Source organism: Escherichia sp. HH091_1A, from assembly GCF_030295175.1.
Lineage (GTDB): Bacteria > Pseudomonadota > Gammaproteobacteria > Enterobacterales > Enterobacteriaceae > Escherichia > Escherichia coli_F.
Window position 1 is genome coordinate 1,301,375 of record NZ_AP025747.1, and the last position, 26,103, is coordinate 1,327,477.

Consider the following 26,103-nt stretch of genomic DNA (forward strand, 5'->3'; position numbering starts at 1 on the left):
TGGGTGGCATGTTTGTTCCGTTTCTCATTATGTTGCGCGAAGGACTTGAAGCCGCGCTGATTGTCAGCCTGATTGCCAGCTATCTTAAGCGTACCCAGCGAGGTCGATGGATTGGTGTCATGTGGATTGGCGTGTTGCTAGCCGCTGCGTTGTGCCTGGGGCTGGGTATCTTCATTAATGAAACCACCGGCGAATTTCCGCAAAAAGAGCAGGAATTGTTCGAAGGTATCGTGGCGGTGATTGCCGTGGTGATCCTCACCTGGATGGTTTTCTGGATGCGTAAAGTGTCGCGCAACGTCAAAGTGCAACTGGAACAGGCAGTCGATAGCGCATTGCAGCGTGGGAATCATCATGGCTGGGCGCTGGTGATGATGGTATTTTTTGCCGTTGCAAGGGAAGGGCTGGAGTCGGTCTTTTTCCTGCTGGCGGCGTTTCAACAAGATGTCGGGATCTGGCCTCCGCTGGGTGCAATGCTCGGTCTTGCTACAGCCGTGGTGCTCGGCTTTCTGTTCTACTGGGGCGGTATTCGCCTCAATCTTGGCGGGTTTTTTAAATGGACCAGCCTGTTTATTCTCTTCGTCGCCGCAGGGCTGGCTGCTGGTGCTATTCGCGCGTTTCATGAAGCCGGGCTGTGGAACCACTTTCAGGAAATCGCCTTCGATATGAGCGCGGTGCTCTCAACTCACTCGCTGTTCGGTACGCTGATGGAAGGTATCTTTGGTTATCAGGAAGCGCCGAGCGTCAGCGAAGTCGCCGTCTGGTTTATTTATCTCATCCCGGCGCTGGTGGCATTTGCTCTGCCGCCGCGCGCAGGGGCGACAGCGTCTCGCTCCGCGTAACGAAAATGACGCAAACTCTTGCTTAGTTACAACATACTTTAAAGGGATAGTCTCGTCATGACCATTAACTTCCGCCATAGTGCACTGCAATTAAGCGTGGCTGCGCTGTTCTCCTCTGCTTTTATGGCTAACGCTGCTGATATTCCGCAGGTCAAAGTCACTGTGACAGATAAACAGTGCGAACCGATGACCATTACGGTTAACGCCGGGAAAACACAGTTCATTATTCAGAACCACAGCCAGAAGGCGCTGGAGTGGGAGATCCTCAAAGGCGTGATGGTGGTGGAAGAGCGGGAAAATATCGCCCCTGGTTTTAGCCAGAAAATGACGGCAAATTTACAGCCTGGCGAATACGATATGACCTGCGGTCTGCTGACAAACCCGAAAGGGAAGTTGATCGTCAAAGGTGAGGCAACGGCGGATGCGGCGCAGAGCGATGCGCTGTTAAGTCTTGGTGGTGCAATTACTGCATATAAAGCGTATGTCATGGCGGAAACCACACAGCTGGTGACCGACACCAAAGCCTTTACCGACGCCATCAAAGCAGGCGATATCGAAAAAGCGAAAGCACTGTATGCGCCGACGCGCCAGCACTATGAGCGCATTGAACCGATTGCTGAGCTGTTCTCTGATCTGGATGGTAGCATTGACGCCCGTGAAGATGATTACGAGCAAAAAGCCGGCGATCCGAAATTCACCGGTTTCCACCGTCTGGAAAAAGCATTGTTTGGCGACAACACCACCAAAGGAATGGATCAGTATGCTGACCAGCTTTATACCGATGTGGTCGATTTGCAAAAACGGATCAGTGAACTGGCTTTCCCACCTTCAAAAGTGGTCGGCGGCGCAGCCGGACTGATTGAGGAAGTGGCAGCCAGCAAAATCAGCGGTGAAGAAGATCGCTACAGCCACACCGATCTGTGGGACTTCCAGGCTAACGTTGAAGGCTCGCAGAAAATTGTCGATCTGCTGCGTCCGCAACTGCAAAAAGCCAACCCGGAACTGCTGGCAAAAGTCGATGCTAACTTCAAAAAGGTCGATACCATTCTGGCGAAATACCGTACTAAAGACGGTTTTGAAACCTACGACAAGCTGACCGATGCCGATCGTAATGCGCTGAAAGGGCCGATTACTGCGCTGGCGGAAGATCTGGCGCAACTTCGCGGTGTGCTGGGGCTGGATTAAGCGTTATGCAGTATGAAGATGAAAACGGCGTGAATGAACCGTCACGCCGACGTTTACTGAAAGGGATTGGTGCGCTGGCACTGGCGGGAAGTTGCCCGGTAGCGCATGCGCAAAAACCACTAAGTGCGCCGGGGACGCTTTCACCGGATGCGCGCAGTGAAGCGCAGCCGTTTTATGGCGAACATCAGGCGGGTATTCTGACGCCGCAGCAGGCGGCAATGATGCTGGTGGCGTTTGATGTGCTTGCCAGCGATAAAGCTGATCTTGCGCGATTGTTTCGCTTGTTGACTCAGCGTTTTGCTTTTCTGACTCAGGGCGGAGCAGCACCAGAAACGCCAAATCCGCGCCTGCCACCACTCGATTCCGGCATTCTTGGCGGCTACATTGCGCCCGATAATCTCACCATCACGTTATCGGTGGGTCACTCGTTGTTTGATGAACGGTTTGGTCTTGCGCCACAGATGCCGAAAAAGTTGCAGAAGATGACGCGTTTCCCCAACGACTCGCTGGATGCGGCGTTATGTCATGGTGATGTGTTGCTACAGATTTGCGCCAATACCCAGGACACGGTGATCCATGCACTGCGCGATATCATCAAACACACGCCGGATTTGCTCAGTGTGCGCTGGAAGCGGGAAGGGTTTATTTCCGACCACGCAGCGCGTAGTAAAGGCAAAGAGACGCCGATAAATTTGCTGGGTTTCAAAGACGGCACTGCTAATCCTGACAGCCAAAATGCGAAATTGATGCAAAAAGTAGTGTGGGTGACGGCAGATCAGCAGGAGCCTGCGTGGGCTATCGGCGGCAGCTACCAGGCGGTGCGTTTGATTCAGTTTCGAGTGGAATTTTGGGACAGAACGCCGCTGAAAGAACAGCAGACAATTTTTGGTCGCGACAAACAAACCGGTGCGCCGCTGGGAATGCAGCATAAGCATGATGTTCCCGATTACGCCAGTGATCCGGAAGGGAAGGTGATCGCGCTGGACAGCCATATCCGGCTGGCGAATCCCCGCACGACGGAGAGCGAGTCTAGTCTGATGCTGCGTCGTGGCTACAGTTATTCGTTGGGTGTTACCAACTCCGGGCAACTGGATATGGGGTTGCTGTTTGTCTGCTACCAACACGATCTGGAAAAGGGCTTCCTGACAGTACAAAAAAGGCTCAATGGTGAAGCGCTGGAGGAATACGTTAAACCCATCGGCGGCGGTTATTTTTTTGCGCTGCCGGGGGTGAAGGACGCGAACGATTATCTTGGAAGCGCGTTATTGCGAGTTTAATTTTTAGAGGCGGATAAGGCATTTACGCCGCATCCGGCGTTCGTGCGCTCGTGCGCTGATGCCTGATGCGACGCTTACGCGTCTTATCATGCCTACAATCGGTGCGGGTTCGGTAGGCTGGATAAGGCTTTCACGCCGCATCCGGCGTTCATGCGTTGATGCCTGATGCGACGCTTACGCGTCTTATCATGCCTACAATCGGTGCGGGTTCGGTAGGCTGGATAAGGCTTTCACGCCGCATCCGGCGTTCATGCGTTGATGCCTGATGCGACGCTTGCGCGTCTTATCATGCCTACAATCGGTGCGGGTTCGGTAGGCTGAATAAGGCGGTCACGCCGCATCCGGTGTTCGTGCGTTGATGCCTGACGCGAATCCTGCTGAAAGCACACAGCTTTTTTCATCACTGTCATCACTCTGTCATCTTTCCAGTAGAAACTAATGTCACTGAAATGGTGTTTTATAGTTAAATATAAGTGAATATATTGTTGCAATGAATGCGAGATCTGTTGTAATTATTAAGTAGCAGCGGAAGTTCCCGGCAGTGATAGTCAGTCACTATGGAGATCGCGGATGGTAACGTCCTGTACTGGACAATGTTTTGTTAAGCAACGCTCCACCACTCGCGGAGATTTCTCCTCCGGTAGTCATCTCGTCACTTTGCATTTTCAACCTCATCCTTTCTTTTCATGTGTTACCGACGCCGCAAACGGTGCGCGTAGCCGTTTTTCGGCATTTTATCCAACAGCAAACTATGGCTTACAAGGAAGCCAACCCTCTGATGTTCGTGCGCATAATCGCGCTGCCAACGGCGCGTGTGATGAATACAAACAACTCAAGGTGCTCTCCATGGGAAGACAAAAAGCAGTGATCAAAGCTCGTCGCGAGGCAAAACGTGTGCTGAGACGGGATTCGCGCAGCCATAAGCAGCGTGAAGAAGAATCGGTCACCTCGCTTGTGCAGATGAGCGGCGTAGAAGCCATTGGTATGGCCCGCGACAGTCGCGATACCTCGCCCATCCTCGCGCGAAATGAAGCGCAATTGCACTATCTGAAGGCTATTGAGAGTAAGCAGCTGATATTCGCTACGGGCGAAGCCGGGTGCGGAAAAACCTGGATCAGTGCCGCAAAAGCGGCAGAGGCCCTGATACATAAGGATGTCGACAGGATTATCGTCACCCGTCCAGTTCTGCAAGCCGATGAAGATCTTGGTTTCTTACCTGGTGATATCGCAGAAAAGTTTGCTCCCTATTTTCGCCCGGTCTACGACGTGCTGGTCCGTCGCTTAGGGGCTTCCTTTATGCAGTACTGCCTGCGACCGGAAATAGGGAAGGTGGAAATTGCGCCGTTCGCCTATATGCGTGGACGTACCTTTGAAAATGCAGTCGTCATTCTTGACGAGGCGCAGAATGTGACTGCCGCGCAAATGAAAATGTTTTTAACCCGCCTCGGGGAGAACGTGACGGTTATTGTCAACGGTGATATCACGCAATGCGATTTACCTCGCGGCGTGCGCTCCGGATTAAGTGACGCGCTGGAACGTTTCGAAGAAGATGAAATGGTCGGGATCGTCCGTTTCGGTAAAGAGGATTGCGTACGTTCAGCACTTTGCCAACGTACGCTACATGCCTACAGTTAAGTGTGTTATAAGCGCAGAGCCCGGGTAAACCGGGCTTTGTTTTGGGTGTTTATGCCCGGACTAGCGCTTTTTCTGAAACAACCATTTTTATTTGCCCCTGGCTGGTGAAGTGTACGCTCATCCTGTGGCTTTTTTGTAGTTGCTGATAGAGCTCATCAGGTATTGCTAAGCTCTCTGCATATTCTTGCGGCGTATATTGGTAGGCTGCATGATGCTGCTGTTTTTGAAAACGCAGCTTATTGTACAGCGCCCAGACAATTAACACGACGGCATTCGCCACTGCCAGCAAAAAATAGAACTGAAGTCGGCTTCTGGCCTCGCTTTGCCAGTAATAACCCGTCAGTAGATCCATGGTGAATAAGAATATGAACAAAGCAAATAATGTCCATAAGATGGTTGTGGCAACATAATCAACCATTAAACGTACTGGCGATTGTCGGGTCGTAATAATTAAATTGTTCATATTAACCTCTCAGAATCCCTCGATCGGGACTTACCCAACGGGCGCGTTGCTTTTTAGGCATCAACATGACTCGTGTAAATGATACCAATGTCGTTGCCAGGCTCAGCATCCAGAAAATAACCGGGAACCAAATAATCCAGAAAAGCGATGAAGTCAGATTATGCTCATAGCGATTCTCGATCATCAGGCTGACAATAAATTGCAGTAAACATAACGTACACAATAATATTCCGGCAGTATGTGTCGCAGCGATATGTGTCAATTCAATATTTAACGGTACACCTGCAAGTTGGACTGCGTAAATAATGAAACCGACCAGGCAGGTAAAGGCCCATATTGTCGTCAGACAGTATTCAAAAAACAGTGGCCACATTCGAAAGTTTTCTTTGCGCCATAGCCTTGTCATATTTTTGAGGAATACTTCTGCACCGCCCTGAGCCCAGCGCAGGCGCTGTTTCCACAGCCCTTTTAACGTTTCAGGCATTAATATCCAGCACAGCGCCCGTGGCTCGTAAAAAATCGTCCACTGATTCAACTGCAGCTTCCAGCTAATATCAATATCTTCGGTGATCATATCGTCACTCCAGTAACCCACTTCTGCCAGGGCGCTGCGACGAAATGCGGCAATAACACCAGAAACGGTAAATACGTTTCCATAGATGCGCTGGGTTCGCTTGATCAAACCAATAATTGAGGAATACTCGCCAACCTGAATTTTACCCACCAAGGTAGAACGTGTTCGAATACGAGGATTACCGGTTACGGCACCCACACGCGGGTTGTACAACATCGGTTCCACAATATATGCCGCCGCATCGCGGTCTAATAACGCATCGCCATCAATGCACACCAGATATTCACTTTTCGCCGCGGCAGCTCCGGTTTTAAGCGCAATGGCTTTCCCCTGGTTTTGCGCCAGATGAATGACCCGCAGGTGGGGAATTTGTGCAGCCATGCGATCCAGGATGGCACGGGTTTTGTCTGTTGAACCGTCATTTACGGCAATAACTTCAATGTTCTCATAACGCTGTGCTAAAGCGGCGTGTATGGTTTCCTCAACGTTTTTCTCCTCATTAAAACAGGGAATGATAATGGAGATAGACGGATTATCTTTCAACTGGGGAGCTGGTGCGTTTTCTCCCCACGGCCAGTGGCGTTCACGATAGACCCAGAAATAGACGCCGCCAACAATCCACATAATGGACATAAAAAACGGCCAGAAGAAAACGAACCTCATCATCAGTTCACCAGAGTGAAAGTACGCTACGCATAGGGGTATGCATAACACCATACATAATATAAAAAACGATACGATGCGATTAATCATTTTTCGGATACCAGGCTGTTGAAAACTCAGGACGAATAACGTCTATTTCAGGTTGGTTATGCAGAAAATTGTCGGGATAATAACCATAGTTTTTCATTCCATTCAGTTGTAATAGGCTCATCCAGTGAGCGAGTTGTTGCGAAGAAATAGCCTGATGCTGACCATTTTTCTGCCAGTTTTGTGCCTGTAATTCTAAAATAGATTTGTCTTTAGCCTGAGGGATGTTTTTAATTTGATTGGTCAATTGTATTAACCATTGGTCAGCCGATTTTTCTGCGACACCTTCCATATAAGGCATAGCCATAATAGCGGTCCAGTCATAGCTTTTTAGGAAATCAGCATAATTCTGTGCAAACCAGGCTTCACTTTCAGGTTGTATTACCGGAAGTGCAAAAATATTTCGTGCAGTTTTAACATGTGGACCGCGAATGGCTTTTACGCGCGCACTAAGTTCTAAAGTGAAGTCAGTTAACGCACGACTTTTAAAGCGGGTCCACTGTTTAAATTGCTCCGGGTTTTGTCGAATTTCGCTCAGACTCCCGCTAAAGCCTGCTTGCTGATAAGCCGTGATAGCCGGTGCACTGGCATCTTCATAATCTGAAAGCAAAGCATCATCGTGGAACAATATGCCATCAAAAGCAGCATGTCCGGCAAGATCTTCATATAACATGCCAACTTGTGCTTTGACCCTGTCATCAAAAGGAGATAGACGGCGATATTGTTCAGGATGAATTTGTGCTTTTTTCTCCCCTGTTGGTAAATATTTTACTCGCGTTAATGTGGGATCTAAATCCCAGCTTAATACCGGCATCCACGCATAGATGTTTACACCTGAGCGGGTACGTAATTGCCAGGCAACCCGACTAAAAATATCTGCTTTCATTGGTAGCAAACGATTTGGAAACCAGACCTCTTTGACCAGCCCATCACCATCGGGATCAGCAAATGCCTGCAAATACACGGTTGATATTTGCATATCTTTCACCCGCTGAATTAGCACATCAATATTGCGATCCATTTGCTGGCGGTTTTCGTCATAAACGTAATCAAGATCGATATGCATTACCCGTTGTGATGATTTTTCCTGTACGGTAATAATTTGCTGGGCAAACTCTTTTAATGAGGGATTATTGGCGATTAATACTCGCGGAATGGAATCCAATTGTGACGCATTTGCCAAACCTGATTCAAGGGTGAAGAACATGTCATAACCGAGTTTTTTTAATTCCTCTATCGCTATGCCATTCGCTTCGCCATAAGGCCAAACAAAAACGTGTGGATTTACCTTAGCCTTTTTACGCAGGTATTCCGTCATTTTTACAGCATCCAGACGAATTCTTTCCCGGTATTCTGCTGCGGTTTCATACCGTGCGTGGTCAGTAAAATATGCACGATTTACATATACAGGCAATAAGCTGCCGGTGGCATTAGCCTGAATACCGTAGTGAGAATTCCATGTATGAGAAGCGACCTCAACGAGCCGGGAACGCGCAACTTCTCGCAATTGTTGCCACGTGGCAAAATATTCTCGATCGACCATCTCATCGCCAAATTTTACTTGTTCATCCGCTGGCGTATCGACCCAACTGCCGACGGGGGCCCATACAGCAGGCCACTGGAAGGCCTGAAGAATTGGGAAGACGCGGGTATAAAAACTCTGGTAGCCGTCATCAAAAGTCAGCACTACTGCTTTTTCCGGTAGCGGTTTTCCTCCTCGATGTGCTTCACGAATTTGAGCAATACTGACCGGTTGATAACCGTTCTCGCGCAGCCAGGCAAATTGTTCACGCAGTGCTGATGTCCGCACTGACATAAAACGCTGGTCGGCAGCTTCGTCTTCAACGTTATGCCATGAAATCGCCACAAAACCATTATGCGGCCACGGTTGCTCGGCGAGTAAAGATTCGCGATCCTGTGGCGGTATAAATGATGTTCTTGACTCGCTAATGCACGCAGTGAGCATAATTATACTCACCAGCATCAGGAGATATTTATTTCCATTACGTAACATATTTATCCTTAAAATCTGAATGTCATATCGAATTCAACGTATAAGTTGTGTTCTCTGTCACCGTCATAAGGTCGTTTTTCCCAGCGTAGCGTTGCGCCAGCATCAATCACGTCATTCCAGCTAATGCGTTGCCCGTAGCCGAGTTGGGTGACGACATCCGTGCCATAATGTTTTTGCCAGGAGGCACCAACACCTGCGCTGAAGATTTGCTCCCAGCTATTTTCATAGCTTCGCCATAATAAATGACTTGCCTCAAATGCCGGAACAATATCGAACATTTTTATAGGGTTGTAGTATGGGGTGTCGTGTTCTGTATTTTGTTCGTAATACAGATTGGGGAGGAAATCGACAATCAAATATGGTGAAGACCAGATGCGTTCCTGACCCTCAAGTGAGACTTCATGACGCTGATTACTGTCAGAAAAATCAGTGAAAGCCCAAGAGACACCGTACTTACGCCGCTCATTTTGATACCAGCGAACATAAGCCTGTGCACTGTTGCCTGTAACACCATTTTTCATTGCCCGTAATGGAACGCGGTGAGAGAGGCGTTCCAGTTGCGAACCAATACGCCAGTTATCATTAAAATCATACCAGCCAGACAGGCGCGCGCCGGGTTTATGCTCATGATTGAAAAAGCGTTCGGTGTACTCCGCCTCAAGCCAGATATTACGTGACCGCCACTCAACACCCGCAAGCCAGTCGCGAATAATCCCTTTTCCTTCGCTAAATTGTCCATCGGCATAACCGAATCCAGCAAAACCGCGCCAGTTATCATTCAGCGGTGGTGAATAAACGATGGTGGTTAAGTCGACATCATGTTTGCCACTATCCGGACCTTCGGCATCAATTCCTGTTGAACCAGCGATACGAAGCTCTGCAAGATTATGTACATCAACCGCACGTTTTAAACGTACAACGCCGGGATCTTGCGGTTCACGTTCGACAACATCGTGCGTTAAGACCGCTGCCTGCTGCCATTCTTGTAACGTTAATGCTGTCCAGGCTTGTTCAACCTTCAGATTAATATTACGTGGCTCGATCACTTCTGCTTTTTTTAATTCATTTTCTGCCGCACGAGGCCAACCGCGGGCTTGTAACACACTCGCGTAATCAATGCGCAGTCCCTGATTTCCTGGTGCGTTATAAGCAAGCTCTCTGGCTGTCATTTCAGCCTGAGGAAGATCATTACTATATTTTGCTACGGTTGAGAGAAACGAATGCCCCTGTAACCAGGTATCATTCGGGATGCTCGTAGGCGTGCCCATTAACCGAAGGAAAGGCGGCGAAGTATTAATGGTATGTTGGGTGACAGTTAGCGCGCCGGGATAATTTTCACTCTCCAGGTGGCTGTAAAAGAGATCCGCAAGTTCTTCATCGGATAAATCCGGGGCAATGGTCTCCTTGTGATAAAAGAGCTCTGTCATTATTGACTGTGCTTTTTTTGGCTGATGTTCTTTGAGATAAGCCGACGCAACCCAATATTGCGCCCAGGGCGGAATAATTTGCCCCGTCTTTTTTAAACGCTGATAGTGAGAAATAACGTCTTTATAACGATCGCGAGTTAATAACGCGCCAAGATGATCAACCTGAATACGCTGGTACTGGGCAGTGCGGTCAGGGTTATCATGCCACAGAATTTCTAATGCAGCGTATTGGGCGAGGGCGCGATCGGCAATGGCATAACGTTCACTTTCACTGCGCGTAGGCATAAACGACAGTCTGACCAGTTCGGCATGAATATCAGCGCGAATATCTGGCGTTAAATTGGCATCGTCAATCGCGGCAGCAAGTTGATTATTCCGTAATGCCTGCACGTATTCTGTGGGATATTGTTGCGTTAAGGCATTTTCAGGTAATGACCCTGTCATCGCCCGTAATTCATCCTCATGCCGCCCCGCCAGTTTATAGATATAGGCTTCTGCGAGTAAATTAGCTTTGTCCGGTGCTCCAGAGTTAAGCTGCTTAAGTTTAACCAGCGCAGAATCATAGTGACCCACATCTGCCAGGGTTAAAATTTGTCCCCGTTGATAATCCTTATTTTGCGACTCCAGAGAGAGTGCCTTTTGCCACAGTGTAAGCGAGTTTTGCCATTGTTGCAGGTTACGATAAGCGACGGCGACAGCTGCATAACCACGCGCTGGTAATTGCTGATGACGGTAGCGGTTGTAAACGGTAATAACCTGTTTATCTTGCCCGGCCCATAAGGCAATCTGTAACCAGTCAGCAATTTGGTTATTACTGAGTGCTGATTTTTGTGCAAACCATAACAAAGCTGGCTGAGTATTTCCCTTGCGAGCTTCGATAATCAATGCATCATAGGCATTATTAACAGCACTCTTCGCCGCGGGACTCGCTGCTAAAAATGCGGCAGTAAGAATTTTCAAAGCCCATTTGGTTTTCGGGCACCTTTTTCTGCTACTTGAATACATCCTGTATTACTCCATGTATTGCCAAAATCTCTCTCTGTATCTAATTACAGGTAACTGAAACGAAAGATATTTTTTTTTGCACATCATAATCCGTTATTAAACGCGGAAGAGAGACGTGAATTGTTGATGATGAGAAGAAGAAATGATGAGTAGAGTATCCATATAAAATCCTTTTCTCGCCCGAAAATCCATTCCAATGATGAGGAACTTCAGGAATACGGCATAAATCCCAATGCCTTTTTCAAAATAAATTAGGATTAAAATAATTAAATCAGTAAATTCCGATGCATGATATCGGATTTTTCGAAAGTCCTGATGAAATGCAGCGTTACTGTACACACGGATTCAATTGTTATTCCTAATATATCTATGAATTAATGTTTTATAAGGATTTCCTTATAACCATTTATATGTATTTGCAAGCCTGTCTTGTCGCGAAGAATGTATAAAGCACTAAGGTAATAATAATTGCGGTCTGCAACTATCATCATTGGTATTGTTTGTGGTGGATTTTTATATTGACAACAGTACAGTTCTTATATCTATTAGTGACAGAAAGGGATCTACAACCTACAGATTGGTGTAGCTTTATGGAAAAAGACTATTTGGGAATTAGTAGTACTGTATTGGTGAGCTTATTGTTTGGGCTTGCATTCGTTTTGGTAAATAGTTGGTTTAATCAGCCAACCGTTGAGGAGGTTGTTCCACGAGCAACCTATCTAATGGTTATGATTGCTTTATTTTTTATCGATACCGTTGCATTTATTTTCATGCAATTGTATTTCATTTATGATCGTGTGCAATTTTCAAACTGTATACTTAGTTTAGCGTTTCTGAGTTGTTTGATTTACTTTGTTAAAACTGTCATTATCATTCAGCAATTTATTGAGGGGCATTTGATAAGCAGCGTTGTACAAAATGATATTGCAATTTATTATTTGTTTCGTCAGATGAGTTTGTGCATGTTAATATTGCTAGCGCTGGTGAATAAAGTTAGTGAAAACAATAAGAAACGCTGTTTTTTTCCAAAAAAATGACATTGTGTATAAGCCTGTTTTTTATTTTTGGGGGGGCGGCAGTTGCTCACATGCTAAGTAGTCATTATGATGACTACAGTTTACATATTGCCGAGTTAACAAATGAAAATGGTCAGGTAGTCTGGAAAACCTCATATGTTACCATAATGATTTTCATGTGGTTAATCTTGCTTTTGGTTAATCTATACTTTAATGGTTTACGCTGTGATATCTGGAATGGAGTATCAGTGATTGCTTTCTGTGCCGTGCTGTATAATATCTCTCTGTTATTTATGAGCAGGTATAGTGTGTCCACTTGGTATATTAGCCGCACTATTGAAGTAGTCAGTAAATTAACCGTTATGGTAATATTTATGTGCCATATTTTCAGTGCGCTACGAGTAACAAAGAACATTGCCCATCGCGATCCATTAACTAATATATTTAACAGGAATTATTTTTTCAATGAACTGAAGGCTCAATCAGCATCAGCCCAAAAAACGTCTTATTGTGTCATGATTATGGATATCGATCACTTTAAAAAAGTTAACGATACGTGGGGGCATCCGGTTGGCGATCAGGTGATAAAAACAGTGGTGAGCATCATTGGGAAAAGCATACGACCAAATGACCTTTTAGCACGCGTTGGCGGCGAAGAGTTTGGCGTCTTGCTGACGGAGACCGATACTGAAAGCGCGAAAGTTTTAGCCGAAAGGATAAGGGCAAATGTAGAGCGTTTGACAGGCGATAATCCTGAATACGCCATACCGCAAAAAGTGACGATTAGCATTGGCGCTGTGGTGACTCAGGGAAGTGCGTTAAATCCGAATGAAATCTATCGAATGGCTGATAATGCACTATATGAAGCGAAAGAAACCGGACGTAATAAGATAGTTGTAAAAGAGGCAGAAATTCTTATCAACTGCAAGGATGATGATTGAGTTTGTCGCCAGTTGTCGAACCCCGGTCGGGGCTTTTCATCCCCCGGTGTGTGCAATATACGAAAAAAAAGCCCGTACCTTCGTACGAGCTCTTCTTTAAAGATGGCGGTGAGGGGGGGATTGACTCGCTTCGCTCGCCCTGCGGGCAGCCCGCTCACTGCGTTCACGGTCTGTCCAACTGGCTGTCGCCAGTTGTCGAACCCCTGTCGGGGCTTCTCATCCCCCCGGTGTGTGCAATATACGAAAAAAAAGCCCGTACCTTCGTACGAGCTCTTCTTTAAAGATGGCGGTGAGGGGGGGATTGACTCGCTTCGCTCGCCCTGCGGGCAGCCCGCTCACTGCGTTCACGGTCTGTCCAACTGGCTGTCGCCAGTTGTCGAACCCCTGTCGGGGCTTCTCATCCCCCCGGTGTGTGCAATATACGAAAAAAAAGCCCGTACTTTCGTACGAGCTCTTCTTTAAATATGGCGGTGAGGGGGGATTGACTCGCTTCGCTCGCCCTGCGGGCAGCCCGCTCACTGCGTTCACGGTCTGTCCAACTGGCTGTCGCCAGTTGTCGAACCCCTGTCGGGGCTTCTCATCCCCCGGTGTGTGCAATATACGAAAAAAAAGCCCGTACTTTCGTACGAGCTCTTCTTTAAATATGGCGGTGAGGGGGGGATTGACTCGCTTCGCTCGCCCTGCGGGCAGCCCGCCCACACTGCGTTCACGGTCTGTCCAACTGGCTGTCGCCAGTTGTCGAACCCCCGTCGGGGCTTCTCATCCCCCCGGCGTGTGCAATATACGAAAAAAAAGCCCGTACTTTCGTACGAGCTCTTCTTTAAATATGGCGGTGAGGGGGGATTGACTCGCTTCGCTCGCCCTGCGGGCAGCCCGCTCACTGCGTTCACGGTCTGTCCAACTGGCTGTCGCCAGTTGTCGAACCCCTGTCGGGGCTTCTCATCCCCCCGGCGTGTGCAATATACGAAAAAAAAGCCCGTACTTTCGTACGAGCTCTTCTTTAAAGATGGCGGTGAGGGGGGGATTGACTCGCTTCGCTCGCCCTGCGGGCAGCCCGCTCACTGCGTTCACGGTCTGTCCAACTGGCTGTCGCCAGTTGTCGAACCCCTGTCGGGGCTTCTCATCCCCCCGGCGTGTGCAATATACGAAAAAAAAGCCCGTACTTTCGTACGAGCTCTTCTTTAAAGATGGCGGTGAGGGGGGGATTGACTCGCTTCGCTCGCCCTGCGGGCAGCCCGCTCACTGCGTTCACGGTCTGTCCAACTGGCTGTCGCCAGTTGTCGAACCCCTGTCGGGGCTTCTCATCCCCCCGGCGTGTGCAATATACGAAAAAAAAGCCCGTACTTTCGTACGAGCTCTTCTTTAAAGATGGCGGTGAGGGGGGGATTGACTCGCTTCGCTCGCCCTGCGGGCAGCCCGCTCACTGCGTTCACGGTCTGTCCAACTGGCTGTCGCCAGTTGTCGAACCCCTGTCGGGGCTTCTCATCCCCCCGGCGTGTGCAATATACGAAAAAAAAGCCCGTACTTTCGTACGAGCTCTTCTTTAAAGATGGCGGTGAGGGGGGGATTCGAACCCCCGATACGTTGCCGTATACACACTTTCCAGGCGTGCTCCTTCAGCCACTCGGACACCTCACCAAATTGTCGTTCCTGTCTTGCTGGAACGGGCGCTAATTTAGGGAAATCATGACCTGAGGTCAACAAACTTTTTTAAAAAATCGCGCGTTTATTCAAACTTCAATCAATATGCAGTTTTAATAAGCGAAATCTGCTTTTTTTGCCACCGACCACGGATTTGTTATGCTGGTGGCCTTTGTAGATCATAACGATAAGTGCGAATAAATTTCGCGCAACGCTTTTCGGGAGTCAGTATGGACATCATCTTTTATCACCCAACGTTCGATACCCAATGGTGGGTTGAGGCACTGCGCAAAGCTATTCCTCAGGCAAGAGTCAGAGCATGGAAAAGCGGAGACAATGAATCAGCCGATTATGCTTTAGTCTGGCATCCTCCTGTTGAAATGCTGGCTGGGCGCGATCTTAAAGCGGTGTTTGCACTCGGGGCGGGTGTTGATTCTATTTTGAGCAAGTTACAGGCTCACCCTGATATGCTGAAACCTTCTGTTCCACTTTTTCGCCTGGAAGATACCGGTATGGGCGAGCAAATGCAGGAATATGCCGTTAGTCAGGTGCTGCATTGGTTTCGACGTTTTGACGATTATCGCACCCAGCAAAATAATTCACATTGGCAACCGCTGCCTGAATATCATCGGGAAGATTTTACCATCGGCATTTTGGGCGCAGGCGTACTGGGCGGTAAAGTTGCCCAGAGTCTGCAAACCTGGCGCTTTCCGCTGCGTTGCTGGAGTCGAACCCGTAAATCGTGGCCGGGCGTGCAAAGTTTTGCCGGACGGGAAGAACTTTCTGCATTTCTGAGCCAATGCCGAGTATTGATTAATTTGTTACCGAATACCCCTGAAACCGTCGGCATTATTAATCAACAATTAATCGAAAAATTACCGGATGGCGCGTATCTCCTCAACCTGGCGCGTGGTGTTCATGTCGTGGAAGATGACCTGCTCGCGGCGCTGGATAGCGGCAAAGTTAAAGGTGCAATGCTGGATGTTTTTAATCGCGAACCCTTACCGCCGGAAAGTCCGCTCTGGCAACATCCACGCGTGGCGATAACACCACATGTCGCCGCGATTACCCGTCCCGCTGAAGCTGTGGAGTACATTTCTCGCACCATTGCCCAGCTCGAAAAAGGGGAGAGGGTCTGCGGGCAAGTCGACCGCGCACGCGGCTACTAATAAAGCATCAGGTTTCCTGCTATCCTTGGCGGGAATTGAATACAGGAGAGAGTTATGTATCCCGTCGACCTTCATATGCATACCGTTGCCAGCACGCATGCATATAGCACATTGAGTGATTACATTGCCCAGGCCAAACAAAAGGGCATTAAACTTTTTGCGATCACCGATCATGGCCCGGATATGGAAGATGCGCCGCATCACTGGCACTTCATTAACATGCGTATCTGGCCGCGAGTGGTTGATGGGGTTGGGATCCTGCGCGGGATCGAAGCTAACATTAAAAATGTTGACGGTGAAATTGACTGCAGTGGCAAAATGTTTGATTCGCTGGATCTGATTATTGCCGGTTTTCATGAGCCGGTGTTTGCGCCACATGACAAAGCGACCAATACACAAGCGATGATCGCCACTATCGCCAGCGGCAATGTGCATATAATAAGTCATCCCGGAAATCCACGATATCCAATTGATTTTAAAGCCGTTTCTGAAGCTGCAGCGAAACATCAGGTGGCGCTGGAAATCAATAATTCCTCATTTTTACACTCACGTAAGGGCAGTGAAGACAACTGTCGTGTGGTAGCCGCAGCGGTACGTGACGCTGGAGGTTGGGTGGCATTAGGCTCGGATTCTCACACTGCGTTTACCATGGGGGAATTTGAAGAGTGTCTTAAAATCCTCGACGCGGTAGATTTTCCGCCAGAGCGCATTTTGAATGTTTCTCCGCGCCGCTTACTGAACTTCCTTGAATCTCGCGGTATGGCACCGATTGCGGAATTTGCAGACCTTTAATTACAAGTAATGGAAATATATTAATGAACGAGTTTTCTATCCTCTGTCGTGTGCTGGGTTCGCTCTATTACCGCCAACCGCAAGATCCTTTACTGGTGCCGCTGTTTACCCTGATTCGTGAGGGGAAACTGGCTGCGAACTGGCCACTGGAGCAGGATGAGTTACTGACACGTTTACAGAAAAGCTGTGATATGGCGCAAGTCTCTGCCGAATACAATGCGTTGTTTATCGGCGATGAATGTGCTGTGCCGCCATATCGTAGCGCATGGGTTGAGGGCGCGACGGAAGCGGAAGTGCGCGCTTTTCTTTCCGAACGAGGGATGCCATTAGCGGATACGCCAGCCGATCACATCGGTACATTGCTGCTCGCGGCTTCCTGGCTGGAAGATCAGTCAACGGAAGATGAGAGCGAAGCACTGGAAACACTGTTCAGTGAGTATCTGTTACCCTGGTGTGGTGCGTTCCTTGGCAAAGTGGAGGCCCATGCAACTACGCCTTTCTGGCGCACCATGGCACCGCTAACCCGCGATGCTATTAGTGCAATGTGGGACGAGCTGGAAGAAGATTCTGAAGAGTAAATGTGATCTCCATCACTCATAACTGCAACAGATAATTTGTTGTTGCATAAAATGTGTGCTCGATCTCATTCATGGCCGCGTTTTCTGCTATCATGCGCGGCATGAACATACTTCTCTCTATTGCAATCACAACAGGCATTCTCTCCGGTATCTGGGGATGGGTGGCTGTTTCCCTGGGCTTACTAAGCTGGGCGGGCTTCCTGGGCTGTACGGCCTACTTTGCCTGCCCGCAAGGTGGGCTGAAAGGGCTGGCGATCTCCGCTGCAACCCTGCTTAGTGGCGTGGTGTGGGCGATGGTCATTATTTACGGTAGTGCACTGGCACCACATCTGGAAATTCTCGGTTATGTCATAACCGGTATTGTCGCGTTTCTGATGTGTATTCAGGCGAAACAGCTGCTGCTTTCATTTGTTCCGGGGACGTTTATAGGCGCATGCGCGACGTTTGCCGGGCAGGGTGACTGGAAACTGGTGTTACCTTCGCTGGCGCTCGGGTTGATATTTGGTTACGCAATGAAAAACAGCGGCCTGTGGCTGGCGGCGCGTAGTACGAAGACCGCTCACCGTGAGCAGCAAATCAAAAATAAAGCGTGAGGGGCACTCACGCTTTCGCTTGAACAGTAAAATGCCGGATGATATCCGGCATTTTTATCTATCAGGATTCCGGTGGAACCGACATATGGCGGTATTTCACCAGAATGTCATTCTGCCGTTCTGCTTTGTTCTGCAAATCCCAAAGACCGCGGTCGATACCATCATTAATCAGGAAAATGACGCCTGTTTCGATAGCCGACATCAGGCACAGCATAACGGGTTCGTTCGAGGTGTAACCTACTTCCCCTTCCAGCAAGCGCTGGTAGTCAATAAAGCGGAAGACCCCCGCCTGAACTTCATAGGAAAGTATCGTCTTACTGGTGTTCACCGAGGAGAGGATCTCACCGGTACTCACATTGACGACACGCAGGTTCACGGCAATCTGATCGAGCTGGTATTGCGTGTCTGCACCGATCCCAAAATATCTTGCCCCAACACCGCCCGATTTAACGTTGCTTTCATAACCGATAATCGAACCTTCAACCATGATATTTGCCGCCGTTAAAGATTGCAGCGGGATTCGGTTATTAATGGCAACCGTGCCGTTTTCTTGTGCTGCACGAATAATCTTGCGCTCGTTAAGCAGGTTTTGTAAGCCCTGGCGCTCCAGCGGTATAAACCAGCGAGAATCTTTCAATGCCGTGACCAGCATTGCCGTGGCGCTTTGCGGAACAGCAGTGGAGAAGTTACTTGCCGGGTAGGGTTTAAATTGCCCGGTTTCGTCCTGAATGTTGTATACCGAAACAAAGATCTTACCCGTCGGCGCTGGCAGATGGGTCAAATCTTTGTAGCTCTGAGCACGAGGCATTAATGTCGGTCTGGCGGCTTCTTTAGGCGGGGCGGTTAAGCATCCGCTCAGTAACATGACGGCAACCAAAAGAAATAAGCGCTGCATGATTATTTTCCTTATGAAGCTGGGGCTTAAAAATCGGTTGAGTTATTTTGTAAACCCGAAACCTGGATGGTCGAGGTTTGTCCGGTTTTGCGATCCGTCACATTCAACTGCAATTGACCATCGCGGTTAGCGATATCGACAATATAATCGTTGGTCACCATGCGGCCCGGTTTACCGGTATTAATATTCGACAGTAGCCCACCTAAAATTTGTGACTGGATGGCCTGGGTAAAGTTATCTAACGCTGATGGCGTTTCAATACCAAAGTCATCGTTATAGCTCGGATCTTTATAAGAGTTTTGTGCCTGGGCGCTATTTAATAAAAAAGCACCGTTATTTGGGTTACCACCAAAGTTTGGATTACGGAACTGGAAAGTCATGGTTCCAGCCCAACTTAAAGGCGAAATAAGCATGAGTAGAACTACTGCATGTTTGACACGCATTGCAGCCTCCGAACAATTTTTTATTTAGAATTCATCATGCGCCAAATCGCCCGTACTCAATAACGCCTGATTTATCTGGCGACGATTTAGTGCTTCTTCAGTTTGAATCAGTGCAAAGACGACAGTTTTTTCGAAGTCTCTTTTCAACGGGAATAAAAAAGTCTGGAAAATAACGTCCTGATTGACCGTTATTGTGATCCAACTTCCCCATCGTGCACTGGGCCTTTCATTAATCGTTAAGTTACCCGTATAGTCACTTTCCCATTTATCACTAAAGGCTCGGTAAAAATCATGGCCAATTGATGAAACAGTATGGTCAGTTAACAAGCCCGGGACTTCTACCTCAACGGCGTGAAGATTCCCTGCGGCGAACAGGAATTCTGCCGCCACAATCCAGCGTAAATAACGTTTCATGGCTTTATCGCCTGAGGTTATCGTTTGCCCAGGAAACCGCTTGTGTCCGGTTTTTTACGGCTATCTTCTTGAAAAGATTATAAAGATGCGTTTTAACCGTATTTTCGCTGATGAACAACGAACGAGCGATCTCGTTATTAGACGCGCCGATACGCAGCTTATTCAGGATCTCTTTTTCCCGATGAGTAAGGAGGGCTGATTCCGTGCTGTTATAACGATAGTTACCTGAATGCGTAATCAGGTAACTGGCAAGCTTTTGCGTAAAGTAGCATTCGCCGCGCAGGACGCCTTGCAACCCATTGACAACACGTTCTTGATCCTCCATGGCATAAAAAACGCCGTTGATATGAGGCCAGTTTTCAATGTCGCGGTACGGGTAATCTTCAGGCGTATTTAGCAACAATATTTTGATATTGTTGTTTTTCCTGCTCAAAGTATCCTGCCAATAATGGATAAGCTTTTTATCCGCTTCCATCATATCCAGAAGAATAATAGAGCCTGAAGATATATCGTCCAGAGAACGTTGAATATTATGTAATTTTCCTGTAATTGCCAGCGATTGTTTAAGGTGCTGCAAGAGAGCTGTCGCCTGCAAAGAAGGTTTAGTGATCAACAATAATGTATGACCATGGATACTATGGACTTCATTAAACATGATGAAACCCCGCTTTTTTTATTGATCGCACACCTGACAGCTGCCTCTAAAATAGAAGCACCAGAAGTACTGACAGATGTTGCACTGCTGTGTGTAGTAATAAATCAGCCCTAAATGGGTAAAATATAAAACTAATGGATTACATCTGATTTCAATCTAGCCATTACAAATCTTAAATCAAGTGTTAAACATGTAACTAAATGTAACTCGTTATATTAAAATGTTAATCTTAAGGTTTTATTAAGTTTAGAAATGATAGAAAAGTTGTACATTTGGTTTTTCTTGCACAATTTTAAAAAATCATACAAATGGTGCTAACTTGCTAATAATGCATATAAAAAATATTTCGGTGTAGTCCTTTCGTCATGTAAAACGTTCTTGTTTTTTCTCCACACCTCCGTGGACAATTTTTTACTGCAAAAAGACGAGGTTTGTCACGGCTTGTGCGCAAGACATATCGCAGCAATCAGCGACGGGCAAGAAGAATGACTGTCTGGTGATTTTTGATTGCGGAAAACCGAAATTTAAAAGAAAACAAAATATTTTTTTGCGTAGATAACAGCGTATTTACGTGGGTTTTAATACTTTGGTATGAACAAAAAAAGAAAAATACAACGCGCGGGTGAGTTATTAAAAATATTTCCGCAGACATACTTTCCATCGTAACGCAGCGTTAACAAAATACAGGTTGCGTTAACAACCAAGTTGAAATGATTTAATTTCTTAAATGTACGACCAGGTCCAGGGTGACAACATGAAAAACAAATTGTTATTTATGATGTTAACAATACTGGGTGCGCCTGGGATTGCAGCCGCAGCAGGTTATGATTTAGCTAATTCAGAATATAACTTCGCGGTAAATGAATTGAGTAAGTCTTCATTTAATCAGGCAGCCATAATTGGTCAAGCTGGGACTAATAATAGTGCTCAGTTACGGCAGGGAGGCTCAAAACTTTTGGCGGTTGTTGCGCAAGAAGGTAGTAGCAACCGGGCAAAGATTGACCAGACAGGAGATTATAACCTTGCATATATTGATCAGGCGGGCAATGCCAACGATGCCAGTATTTCGCAAGGTGCTTATGGTAATACTGCGATGATTATCCAGAAAGGTTCTGGTAATAAAGCAAATATTACACAGTATGGTACTCAAAAAACGGCAATTGTAGTGCAGAGACAGTCGCAAATGGCTATTCGCGTGACACAACGTTAATTTCCATTCGACTTTTAAATCAATCCGATGGGGGTTTTACATGAAACTTTTAAAAGTAGCAGCAATTGCAGCAATCGTATTCTCTGGTAGCGCTCTGGCAGGTTCTATTCCTCAGTATGGCGGTGGTGGTCACCATGGCGGTGGCGGTAATAATAGCGGCCCAAATTCAGAGCTGAACATTTACCAGTACGGTGGCGGTAACTCTGCACTTGCTCTGCAAACTGATGCCCGTAACTCTGACTTGACTATTACCCAGCATGGCGGTGGTAACGGTGCAGATGTTGGTCAGGGCTCAGATGACAGCTCAATCGATCTGACTCAGCGTGGCTTCGGTAACAGCGCCACTCTTGATCAGTGGAATGGTAAAGATTCTACTATGACTGTTAAACAGTTCGGTGGCGGTAACGGTGCTGCTGTTGACCAGACTGCATCTAACTCCAGCGTTAACGTCACTCAGGTTGGCTTTGGTAACAACGCGACCGCTCATCAGTACTAATACATCCTCTGTATTAAAGAAACAGGGCGCAAGCCCTGTTTTTTTTCGGGAGAAGAATATGAATGCGTTATTACTCCTTGCGGCACTTTCCAGTCAGATAACCTTTAATACGACCCAGCAAGGGGATATGTACACCATTATTCCTGAAGTCACTCTTACTCAATCTTGTCTGTGCAGAGTACAAATATTGTCCCTGCGCGAAGGCAGTTCAGGGCAAAGTCAGACGAAGCAAGAAAAGACCCTCTCATTGCCTGCTAATCAACCCATTGCTTTGACGAAGTTGAGTTTAAATATTTCCCCGGACGATCGGGTGAAAATAGTTGTTACTGTTTCTGATGGACAGTCACTTCATTTATCACAACAATGGCCGCCCTCTTCAGAAAAGTCTTAATTTGTTGAAATATCGAGCATAAGATGAATCTGGAGAGAATGGTCTGCTGCGGATCAGCCAACCTGAAAGTATGGATAACACAACCCTCAAGGATGACTAATCATTGAGGAAATAGAATAAATGTTCAGACCTTTTTTAAACTCTCTTATGCTCGGCAGTTTGTTTTTTCCTTTTATTGCCATCGCAGGAAGCACCGCGCAAGGGGGCGTGATCCATTTTTATGGCCAAATTGTGGAACCGGCATGTGACGTCAGCACCCAGTCATCACCCGTAGAAATGAACTGCCCACAGAATGGCTCTGTTCCGGGCAGAACCTATTCCAGCAAAGCGTTAATGAGCGGCAATGTCAAAAACGCGCAAATAGCCTCAGTAAAAGTGCAGTATCTTGATAAACAGAAAAAGCTGGCTGTAATGAACATCGAATATAACTAAGTTTCTGAACAACTCACCTTGCTGAGCAGAAAAATGCGATTTAACCAAAAAGCCTGCTGTACACTTAAGAAACAAGAAGGTGTAAGGAGGCGTTATGAAAACGCGTATTCATGTTGTGCAGGGTGATATTACCAAACTGGCCGTTGATGTGATTGTGAATGCGGCTAATCCGTCATTAATGGGAGGCGGCGGCGTCGATGGAGCCATTCATCGCGCAGCGGGTCCGGCCCTTCTGGATGCCTGTTTAAAAGTCAGGCAACAGCAGGGCGATTGCCCTACGGGGCATGCCGTTATTACGCTTGCAGGCGATCTTCCCGCTAAAGCCGTAGTGCACACCGTCGGGCCAGTCTGGCGTGGTGGTGAACAAAACGAAGACCAGCTTTTGCAGGATGCCTATCTCAATAGCCTACGACTGGTGGCGGCAAACAGCTATACGTCAGTGGCTTTTCCTGCAATTAGTACTGGGGTTTATGGTTACCCTCGTGCGGCAGCGGCTGAAATCGCAGTAAAAACCGTTTCAGAATTTATTACCCGTCACGCTTTACCCGAACAGGTATACTTTGTCTGTTATGATGAAGAAAACGCCCACCTCTACGAAAGACTCCTTACCCAACAAGGAGATGAATGATTTGCCCCGGCTGGCGAGCGCGGTGCTGCCACTGTGTTCGCAACATCCCGGTCAGTGTGGCCTTTTCCCTCTGGAGAAAAGTCTGGATGCGTTTGCCGCCCGGTATCGTCTGGCCGAAATGGCAGAGCATACGCTGGATGTTCAGTATTACATCTGGCAGGACGATATGTCGGGTCGGTTACTGTTTTCCGCCCTGTTAGCCGCAGCAAAGCGTGGCGTTCGCGTCCGTTTGTTGCTGGACGACAACAATACACCCGGACTTGACGACATTTTACGCTTGCTTGACAGTCATCCCCGCATTGAAGTCCGGCTTTTTAATCCTTTCTCGTTTCGCTTGCTACGTCCGCTTGGTTATATCACCGACTTTTCCCGTCTCAATCGCCGTATGCACAATAAAAGTTTCACTGTCGATGGCGTGGTGACGCTGGTAGGGGGGCGAAATATTGGTGATGCCTATTTTGGTGCAGGGGAAGAGCCACTTTTTTCGGATTTAGATGTCATGGCAATAGGACCAGTTGTAGAGGACGTTGCCGATGATTTCGCCCGCTACTGGTATTGTAAATCGGTTTCACCCTTACAGCAGGTGCTGGATGTCCCGGAAGGTGAAATGGCGGATCGCATCGAGTTACCCGCCTCCTGGCATGACGATGCCATGACGCATCGTTATTTACGCAAAATGGAATCCAGCCCGTTTATAAATCATCTGGTTGATGGAACGTTGCCGCTTATCTGGGCGAAAACACGTTTATTAAGTGATGATCCGGCGAAAGGGGAAGGCAAGGCAAAACGGCATTCACTGTTACCGCAACGCCTGTTCGATATCATGGGCTCACCCAGTGAACGCATCGATATTATCTCTTCCTATTTTGTACCGACACGCGCAGGTGTGGCGCAACTCTTACGGATGGTGAGAAAAGGGGTAAAGATTGCGATCCTAACCAATTCTCTTGCCGCTAACGATGTTGCTGTCGTCCATGCCGGATACGCGCGCTGGCGCAAAAAATTGCTCCGCTACGGCGTGGAATTATATGAACTCAAACCGACGCGTGAACAAAGTAGTACGTTACACGATCGCGGCATAACCGGTAATTCCGGTGCCAGCCTGCATGCTAAAACCTTTAGCATCGATGGTAAAACGGTGTTTATTGGCTCTTTCAATTTCGATCCACGTTCGACATTGCTCAATACTGAAATGGGGTTCGTGATAGAGAGCGAAACGTTGGCAGAGTTAATTGATAAACGCTTTATTCAGAGCCAGTATGATGCGGCCTGGCAGCTCCGTCTGGACAGGTGGGGGCGGATCAACTGGGTTGATCGTCATGCAAAGAAAGAAATTGTTCTCAAAAAAGAACCCGCTACCAGTTTCTGGAAGCGGGTTATGGTCAGACTGGCGTCGATATTGCCTGTGGAATGGTTATTGTAAACGCGGCTTAACGGGCTGGTGCTTTATCGTTCTCACGCTTAACAACCGGTTTACCAGAGAACAAAAACTTCAGTAACGGGATGCGTAAATGAATTTCATACAGAATTATCGCAATCCCTACTACGAATATCAGGCCACAGAGAAAACCAAGCCAGTTGGAGGTGATGTGCGGTGTAATGTACGCGCCGAAAAACAGCGTTAACGGGTGATGAACCAGATAGATAAACAGCGATGCGTTAACAAAGTAAGTCACCCGCGCCGACTGGAAATTAAGCAAACGGTGGCCAAAGGAGAAGACCACATTCACCATCCATAGACCGAGGACCATCGTGATCACCGACTCGGTTTCGTACATCCAGGCATCGCCACTGCCGTAGCGCTGGTTGAGTAAGTAAGCGACAAATGCCAATGCTGCTGCGAGGGTACAGCCACGAGACGGCGTGGTAAACAAGGCTTTAAGATGAGGGAAAATGAAAGCCAGTGCGCCGAGGATAAAGAACGGCAAATAAAATAGCGTTTGCATGACAATAAAATTGAACATGCCGTTACTCAGAATGGGTGGATACACAATAAAAATCGTTCTTCTTATTACCGCATAACCGATGCCGAGGCACAAAAAAATCACCGATAATTTTACCATCGAGAATTTTTTATTCGTTTTATCAGAATTTTCTAAATTATTTCTGATGCGTTTAAATATCCATACGCACAGCGTCGTCATGACCACTAGCACCAATAAAAACCACAGATGCGATATTAATTCCCAGGCCAACGTATTATATTTGTCATACAATGACAGTCCAGGCCAACTTTCCGCTTTCCCTTTGACGTATTGCAGCATAATAAATTGCGGCAATGTCAGTAGGGGGATGGCTGTTAACATCGGGATCCCTACACGTTCGACACGTACTTTCCACCATTTTTTCAAGGGATAGCGTAAAAAAAGCATGTAGGAAAAGTACCCGGATATAACGAAAAATACCTGCATGCGGAACGAGTGGATGAAGTCATTAAAAAGGGTCAGCCACAATGACGGTTCGGCGCTATTCACATGCCATGTATGGCTCGAATAGATTAAAGAAATATGAAAAGGGATCCCTAACAACATCAGCCAGGCGCGGATGGAGTCGAGGAAATATTCACGTTGCGCGGGTACTGGGTTCATATATGGTTAACTAATCTCGGATTTTTCGTCTTATCCCTGTCGGGTTATGCCT

At 47.5% G+C, this 26,103-nt stretch carries 23 protein-coding genes, 1 tRNA gene, 1 other RNA gene and 1 pseudogene; 15 read left to right on the top strand and 11 right to left on the bottom strand.

Translation table 11 applies throughout. The annotated features are described in order from the left end of the window. Window positions 1–8 precede the first annotated feature (8 nt). From efeU to phoH, 4 genes are all read left to right on the top strand, one after another. Complete coding sequence (efeU, locus tag QUF14_RS06310; RefSeq protein ID WP_000497939.1) at window positions 9–839, top strand: iron uptake transporter permease EfeU; 831 nt, start codon at window positions 9–11, stop codon at window positions 837–839. 57 nt (window positions 840–896) lie between these two features. Continuing rightward, entirely contained in the window at window positions 897–2,024 is a 1,128-nt protein-coding gene (efeO, locus tag QUF14_RS06315) for an iron uptake system protein EfeO (RefSeq protein WP_000154368.1), read from the top strand. A 5-nt stretch (window positions 2,025–2,029) separates the two neighbouring features. Next, on the top strand, window positions 2,030–3,301 hold the full coding sequence (efeB, locus tag QUF14_RS06320; RefSeq protein WP_100733686.1) for an iron uptake transporter deferrochelatase/peroxidase subunit: 1,272 nt from the start codon (window positions 2,030–2,032) through the stop codon (window positions 3,299–3,301). An 846-nt stretch (window positions 3,302–4,147) separates the two neighbouring features. Continuing rightward, window positions 4,148–4,936: a phosphate starvation-inducible protein PhoH gene (phoH, locus tag QUF14_RS06325; RefSeq protein WP_000533536.1), complete on the top strand. Its 789-nt coding sequence runs from the start codon at window positions 4,148–4,150 to the stop codon at window positions 4,934–4,936. Between the two features lie 49 nt (window positions 4,937–4,985). Here the strand turns inward: phoH and pgaD are convergent, their stop codons facing one another. The 4 genes from pgaD to pgaA are packed head-to-tail and all read right to left on the bottom strand — an operon-like array spanning window position 4,986 to window position 11,169. Beyond that, window positions 4,986–5,399, bottom strand: a complete 414-nt coding sequence (gene pgaD / locus QUF14_RS06330; protein ID WP_001061101.1) for a poly-beta-1,6-N-acetyl-D-glucosamine biosynthesis protein PgaD — start codon at window positions 5,397–5,399, stop codon at window positions 4,986–4,988. Between the two features lies 1 nt (window position 5,400). After that, window positions 5,401–6,726 (bottom strand): poly-beta-1,6-N-acetyl-D-glucosamine synthase, encoded by a 1,326-nt coding sequence (gene pgaC, locus QUF14_RS06335; protein ID WP_000610465.1) that lies wholly within the window; start codon window positions 6,724–6,726, stop codon window positions 5,401–5,403. Further along, window positions 6,719–8,737 (bottom strand): poly-beta-1,6-N-acetyl-D-glucosamine N-deacetylase PgaB, encoded by a 2,019-nt coding sequence (gene pgaB / locus QUF14_RS06340; protein ID WP_100733687.1) that lies wholly within the window; start codon window positions 8,735–8,737, stop codon window positions 6,719–6,721. Before pgaB ends, pgaC begins: the two co-directional genes overlap by 8 nt. 8 nt (window positions 8,738–8,745) lie before the next feature. Beyond that, entirely contained in the window at window positions 8,746–11,169 is a 2,424-nt protein-coding gene (pgaA, locus tag QUF14_RS06345) for a poly-beta-1,6 N-acetyl-D-glucosamine export porin PgaA (RefSeq protein ID WP_100733688.1), read from the bottom strand. A gap of 590 nt (window positions 11,170–11,759) precedes the next feature. Here pgaA and QUF14_RS06350 point away from each other — a divergent pair. Beyond that, a pseudogene (locus tag QUF14_RS06350) lies at window positions 11,760–13,126 on the top strand (GGDEF domain-containing protein). 827 nt (window positions 13,127–13,953) lie between these two features. On the opposite strand, the gene QUF14_RS06355 reads toward QUF14_RS06350, so the two are convergent. After that, window positions 13,954–14,089, bottom strand: a non-coding RNA gene (locus QUF14_RS06355) — RtT sRNA. Between the two features lie 587 nt (window positions 14,090–14,676). Then, a tRNA-Ser gene (locus tag QUF14_RS06360) sits at window positions 14,677–14,764 on the bottom strand. Between the two features lie 233 nt (window positions 14,765–14,997). On the opposite strand from QUF14_RS06360, the gene ghrA reads away from it, so the two are divergent. The 4 genes from ghrA to QUF14_RS06380 all read left to right on the top strand — a co-directional run bounded on the left by ghrA (window position 14,998) and on the right by QUF14_RS06380 (window position 17,899). Continuing rightward, the gene (ghrA, locus tag QUF14_RS06365; protein WP_000351338.1) at window positions 14,998–15,936 is read left to right on the top strand and encodes a glyoxylate/hydroxypyruvate reductase GhrA; all 939 of its coding nucleotides are present in this window, start codon (window positions 14,998–15,000) and stop codon (window positions 15,934–15,936) included. A 54-nt stretch (window positions 15,937–15,990) separates the two neighbouring features. Then, window positions 15,991–16,728, top strand: a complete 738-nt coding sequence (gene ycdX, locus QUF14_RS06370) for a zinc-binding phosphatase (protein WP_000283672.1) — start codon at window positions 15,991–15,993, stop codon at window positions 16,726–16,728. Between the two features lie 23 nt (window positions 16,729–16,751). Next, complete coding sequence (gene ycdY / locus QUF14_RS06375; protein WP_001001911.1) at window positions 16,752–17,306, top strand: molecular chaperone YcdY; 555 nt, start codon at window positions 16,752–16,754, stop codon at window positions 17,304–17,306. A gap of 101 nt (window positions 17,307–17,407) precedes the next feature. After that, a complete protein-coding gene (locus QUF14_RS06380) occupies window positions 17,408–17,899 on the top strand; it encodes a DUF1097 domain-containing protein (RefSeq protein ID WP_001308552.1) in 492 nt (163 codons plus the stop codon). A 61-nt stretch (window positions 17,900–17,960) separates the two neighbouring features. On the opposite strand, the gene csgG is transcribed toward QUF14_RS06380, so the two are convergent. Genes csgG through csgD form a run of 4 tightly spaced genes read right to left on the bottom strand, consistent with a single transcriptional unit; the run spans window position 17,961 to window position 20,306 of the window. Next, window positions 17,961–18,794 carry a curli production assembly/transport protein CsgG gene (gene csgG / locus QUF14_RS06385; RefSeq protein ID WP_001189321.1) on the bottom strand — a complete coding sequence of 278 codons (834 nt, stop codon included), beginning with the start codon at window positions 18,792–18,794 and terminating at the stop codon, window positions 17,961–17,963. 26 nt (window positions 18,795–18,820) lie between these two features. Further along, window positions 18,821–19,237, bottom strand: a complete 417-nt coding sequence (csgF, locus tag QUF14_RS06390) for a curli production assembly/transport protein CsgF (RefSeq protein ID WP_001264088.1) — start codon at window positions 19,235–19,237, stop codon at window positions 18,821–18,823. Window positions 19,238–19,261: 24 nt separating this feature from the next. Beyond that, window positions 19,262–19,651 carry a curli production assembly/transport protein CsgE gene (csgE, locus tag QUF14_RS06395; RefSeq protein ID WP_000833288.1) on the bottom strand — a complete coding sequence of 130 codons (390 nt, stop codon included), beginning with the start codon at window positions 19,649–19,651 and terminating at the stop codon, window positions 19,262–19,264. A 4-nt stretch (window positions 19,652–19,655) separates the two neighbouring features. Further along, window positions 19,656–20,306 (bottom strand): biofilm master transcriptional regulator CsgD, encoded by a 651-nt coding sequence (csgD, locus tag QUF14_RS06400; RefSeq protein WP_000481500.1) that lies wholly within the window; start codon window positions 20,304–20,306, stop codon window positions 19,656–19,658. A gap of 754 nt (window positions 20,307–21,060) precedes the next feature. Between csgD and csgB the strand changes: the two genes are divergently transcribed. The 6 genes from csgB (at window position 21,061) to clsC (ending at window position 24,886) form a co-directional block, all read left to right on the top strand. Further along, on the top strand, window positions 21,061–21,516 hold the full coding sequence (gene csgB, locus QUF14_RS06405) for a curli minor subunit CsgB (RefSeq protein ID WP_001360656.1): 456 nt from the start codon (window positions 21,061–21,063) through the stop codon (window positions 21,514–21,516). 40 nt (window positions 21,517–21,556) lie between these two features. Beyond that, complete coding sequence (gene csgA / locus QUF14_RS06410; protein ID WP_000771422.1) at window positions 21,557–22,012, top strand: curli major subunit CsgA; 456 nt, start codon at window positions 21,557–21,559, stop codon at window positions 22,010–22,012. A gap of 58 nt (window positions 22,013–22,070) precedes the next feature. Continuing rightward, window positions 22,071–22,403, top strand: a complete 333-nt coding sequence (gene csgC, locus QUF14_RS06415) for a curli assembly chaperone CsgC (RefSeq protein ID WP_000992818.1) — start codon at window positions 22,071–22,073, stop codon at window positions 22,401–22,403. Window positions 22,404–22,523: 120 nt separating this feature from the next. Then, window positions 22,524–22,835 (top strand): YmdA family protein, encoded by a 312-nt coding sequence (locus QUF14_RS06420; protein ID WP_000489582.1) that lies wholly within the window; start codon window positions 22,524–22,526, stop codon window positions 22,833–22,835. A 94-nt stretch (window positions 22,836–22,929) separates the two neighbouring features. Further along, entirely contained in the window at window positions 22,930–23,463 is a 534-nt protein-coding gene (ymdB, locus tag QUF14_RS06425) for an O-acetyl-ADP-ribose deacetylase (protein WP_000857405.1), read from the top strand. Continuing rightward, entirely contained in the window at window positions 23,405–24,886 is a 1,482-nt protein-coding gene (gene clsC / locus QUF14_RS06430; protein WP_001354909.1) for a cardiolipin synthase ClsC, read from the top strand. The genes ymdB and clsC overlap by 59 nt, the downstream gene beginning before the upstream one ends. 7 nt (window positions 24,887–24,893) lie before the next feature. Here the strand turns inward: clsC and mdoC are convergent, their stop codons facing one another. Then, on the bottom strand, window positions 24,894–26,051 hold the full coding sequence (gene mdoC / locus QUF14_RS06435; protein WP_001070350.1) for a glucans biosynthesis protein MdoC: 1,158 nt from the start codon (window positions 26,049–26,051) through the stop codon (window positions 24,894–24,896). Window positions 26,052–26,103: the final 52 nt, after the last annotated feature.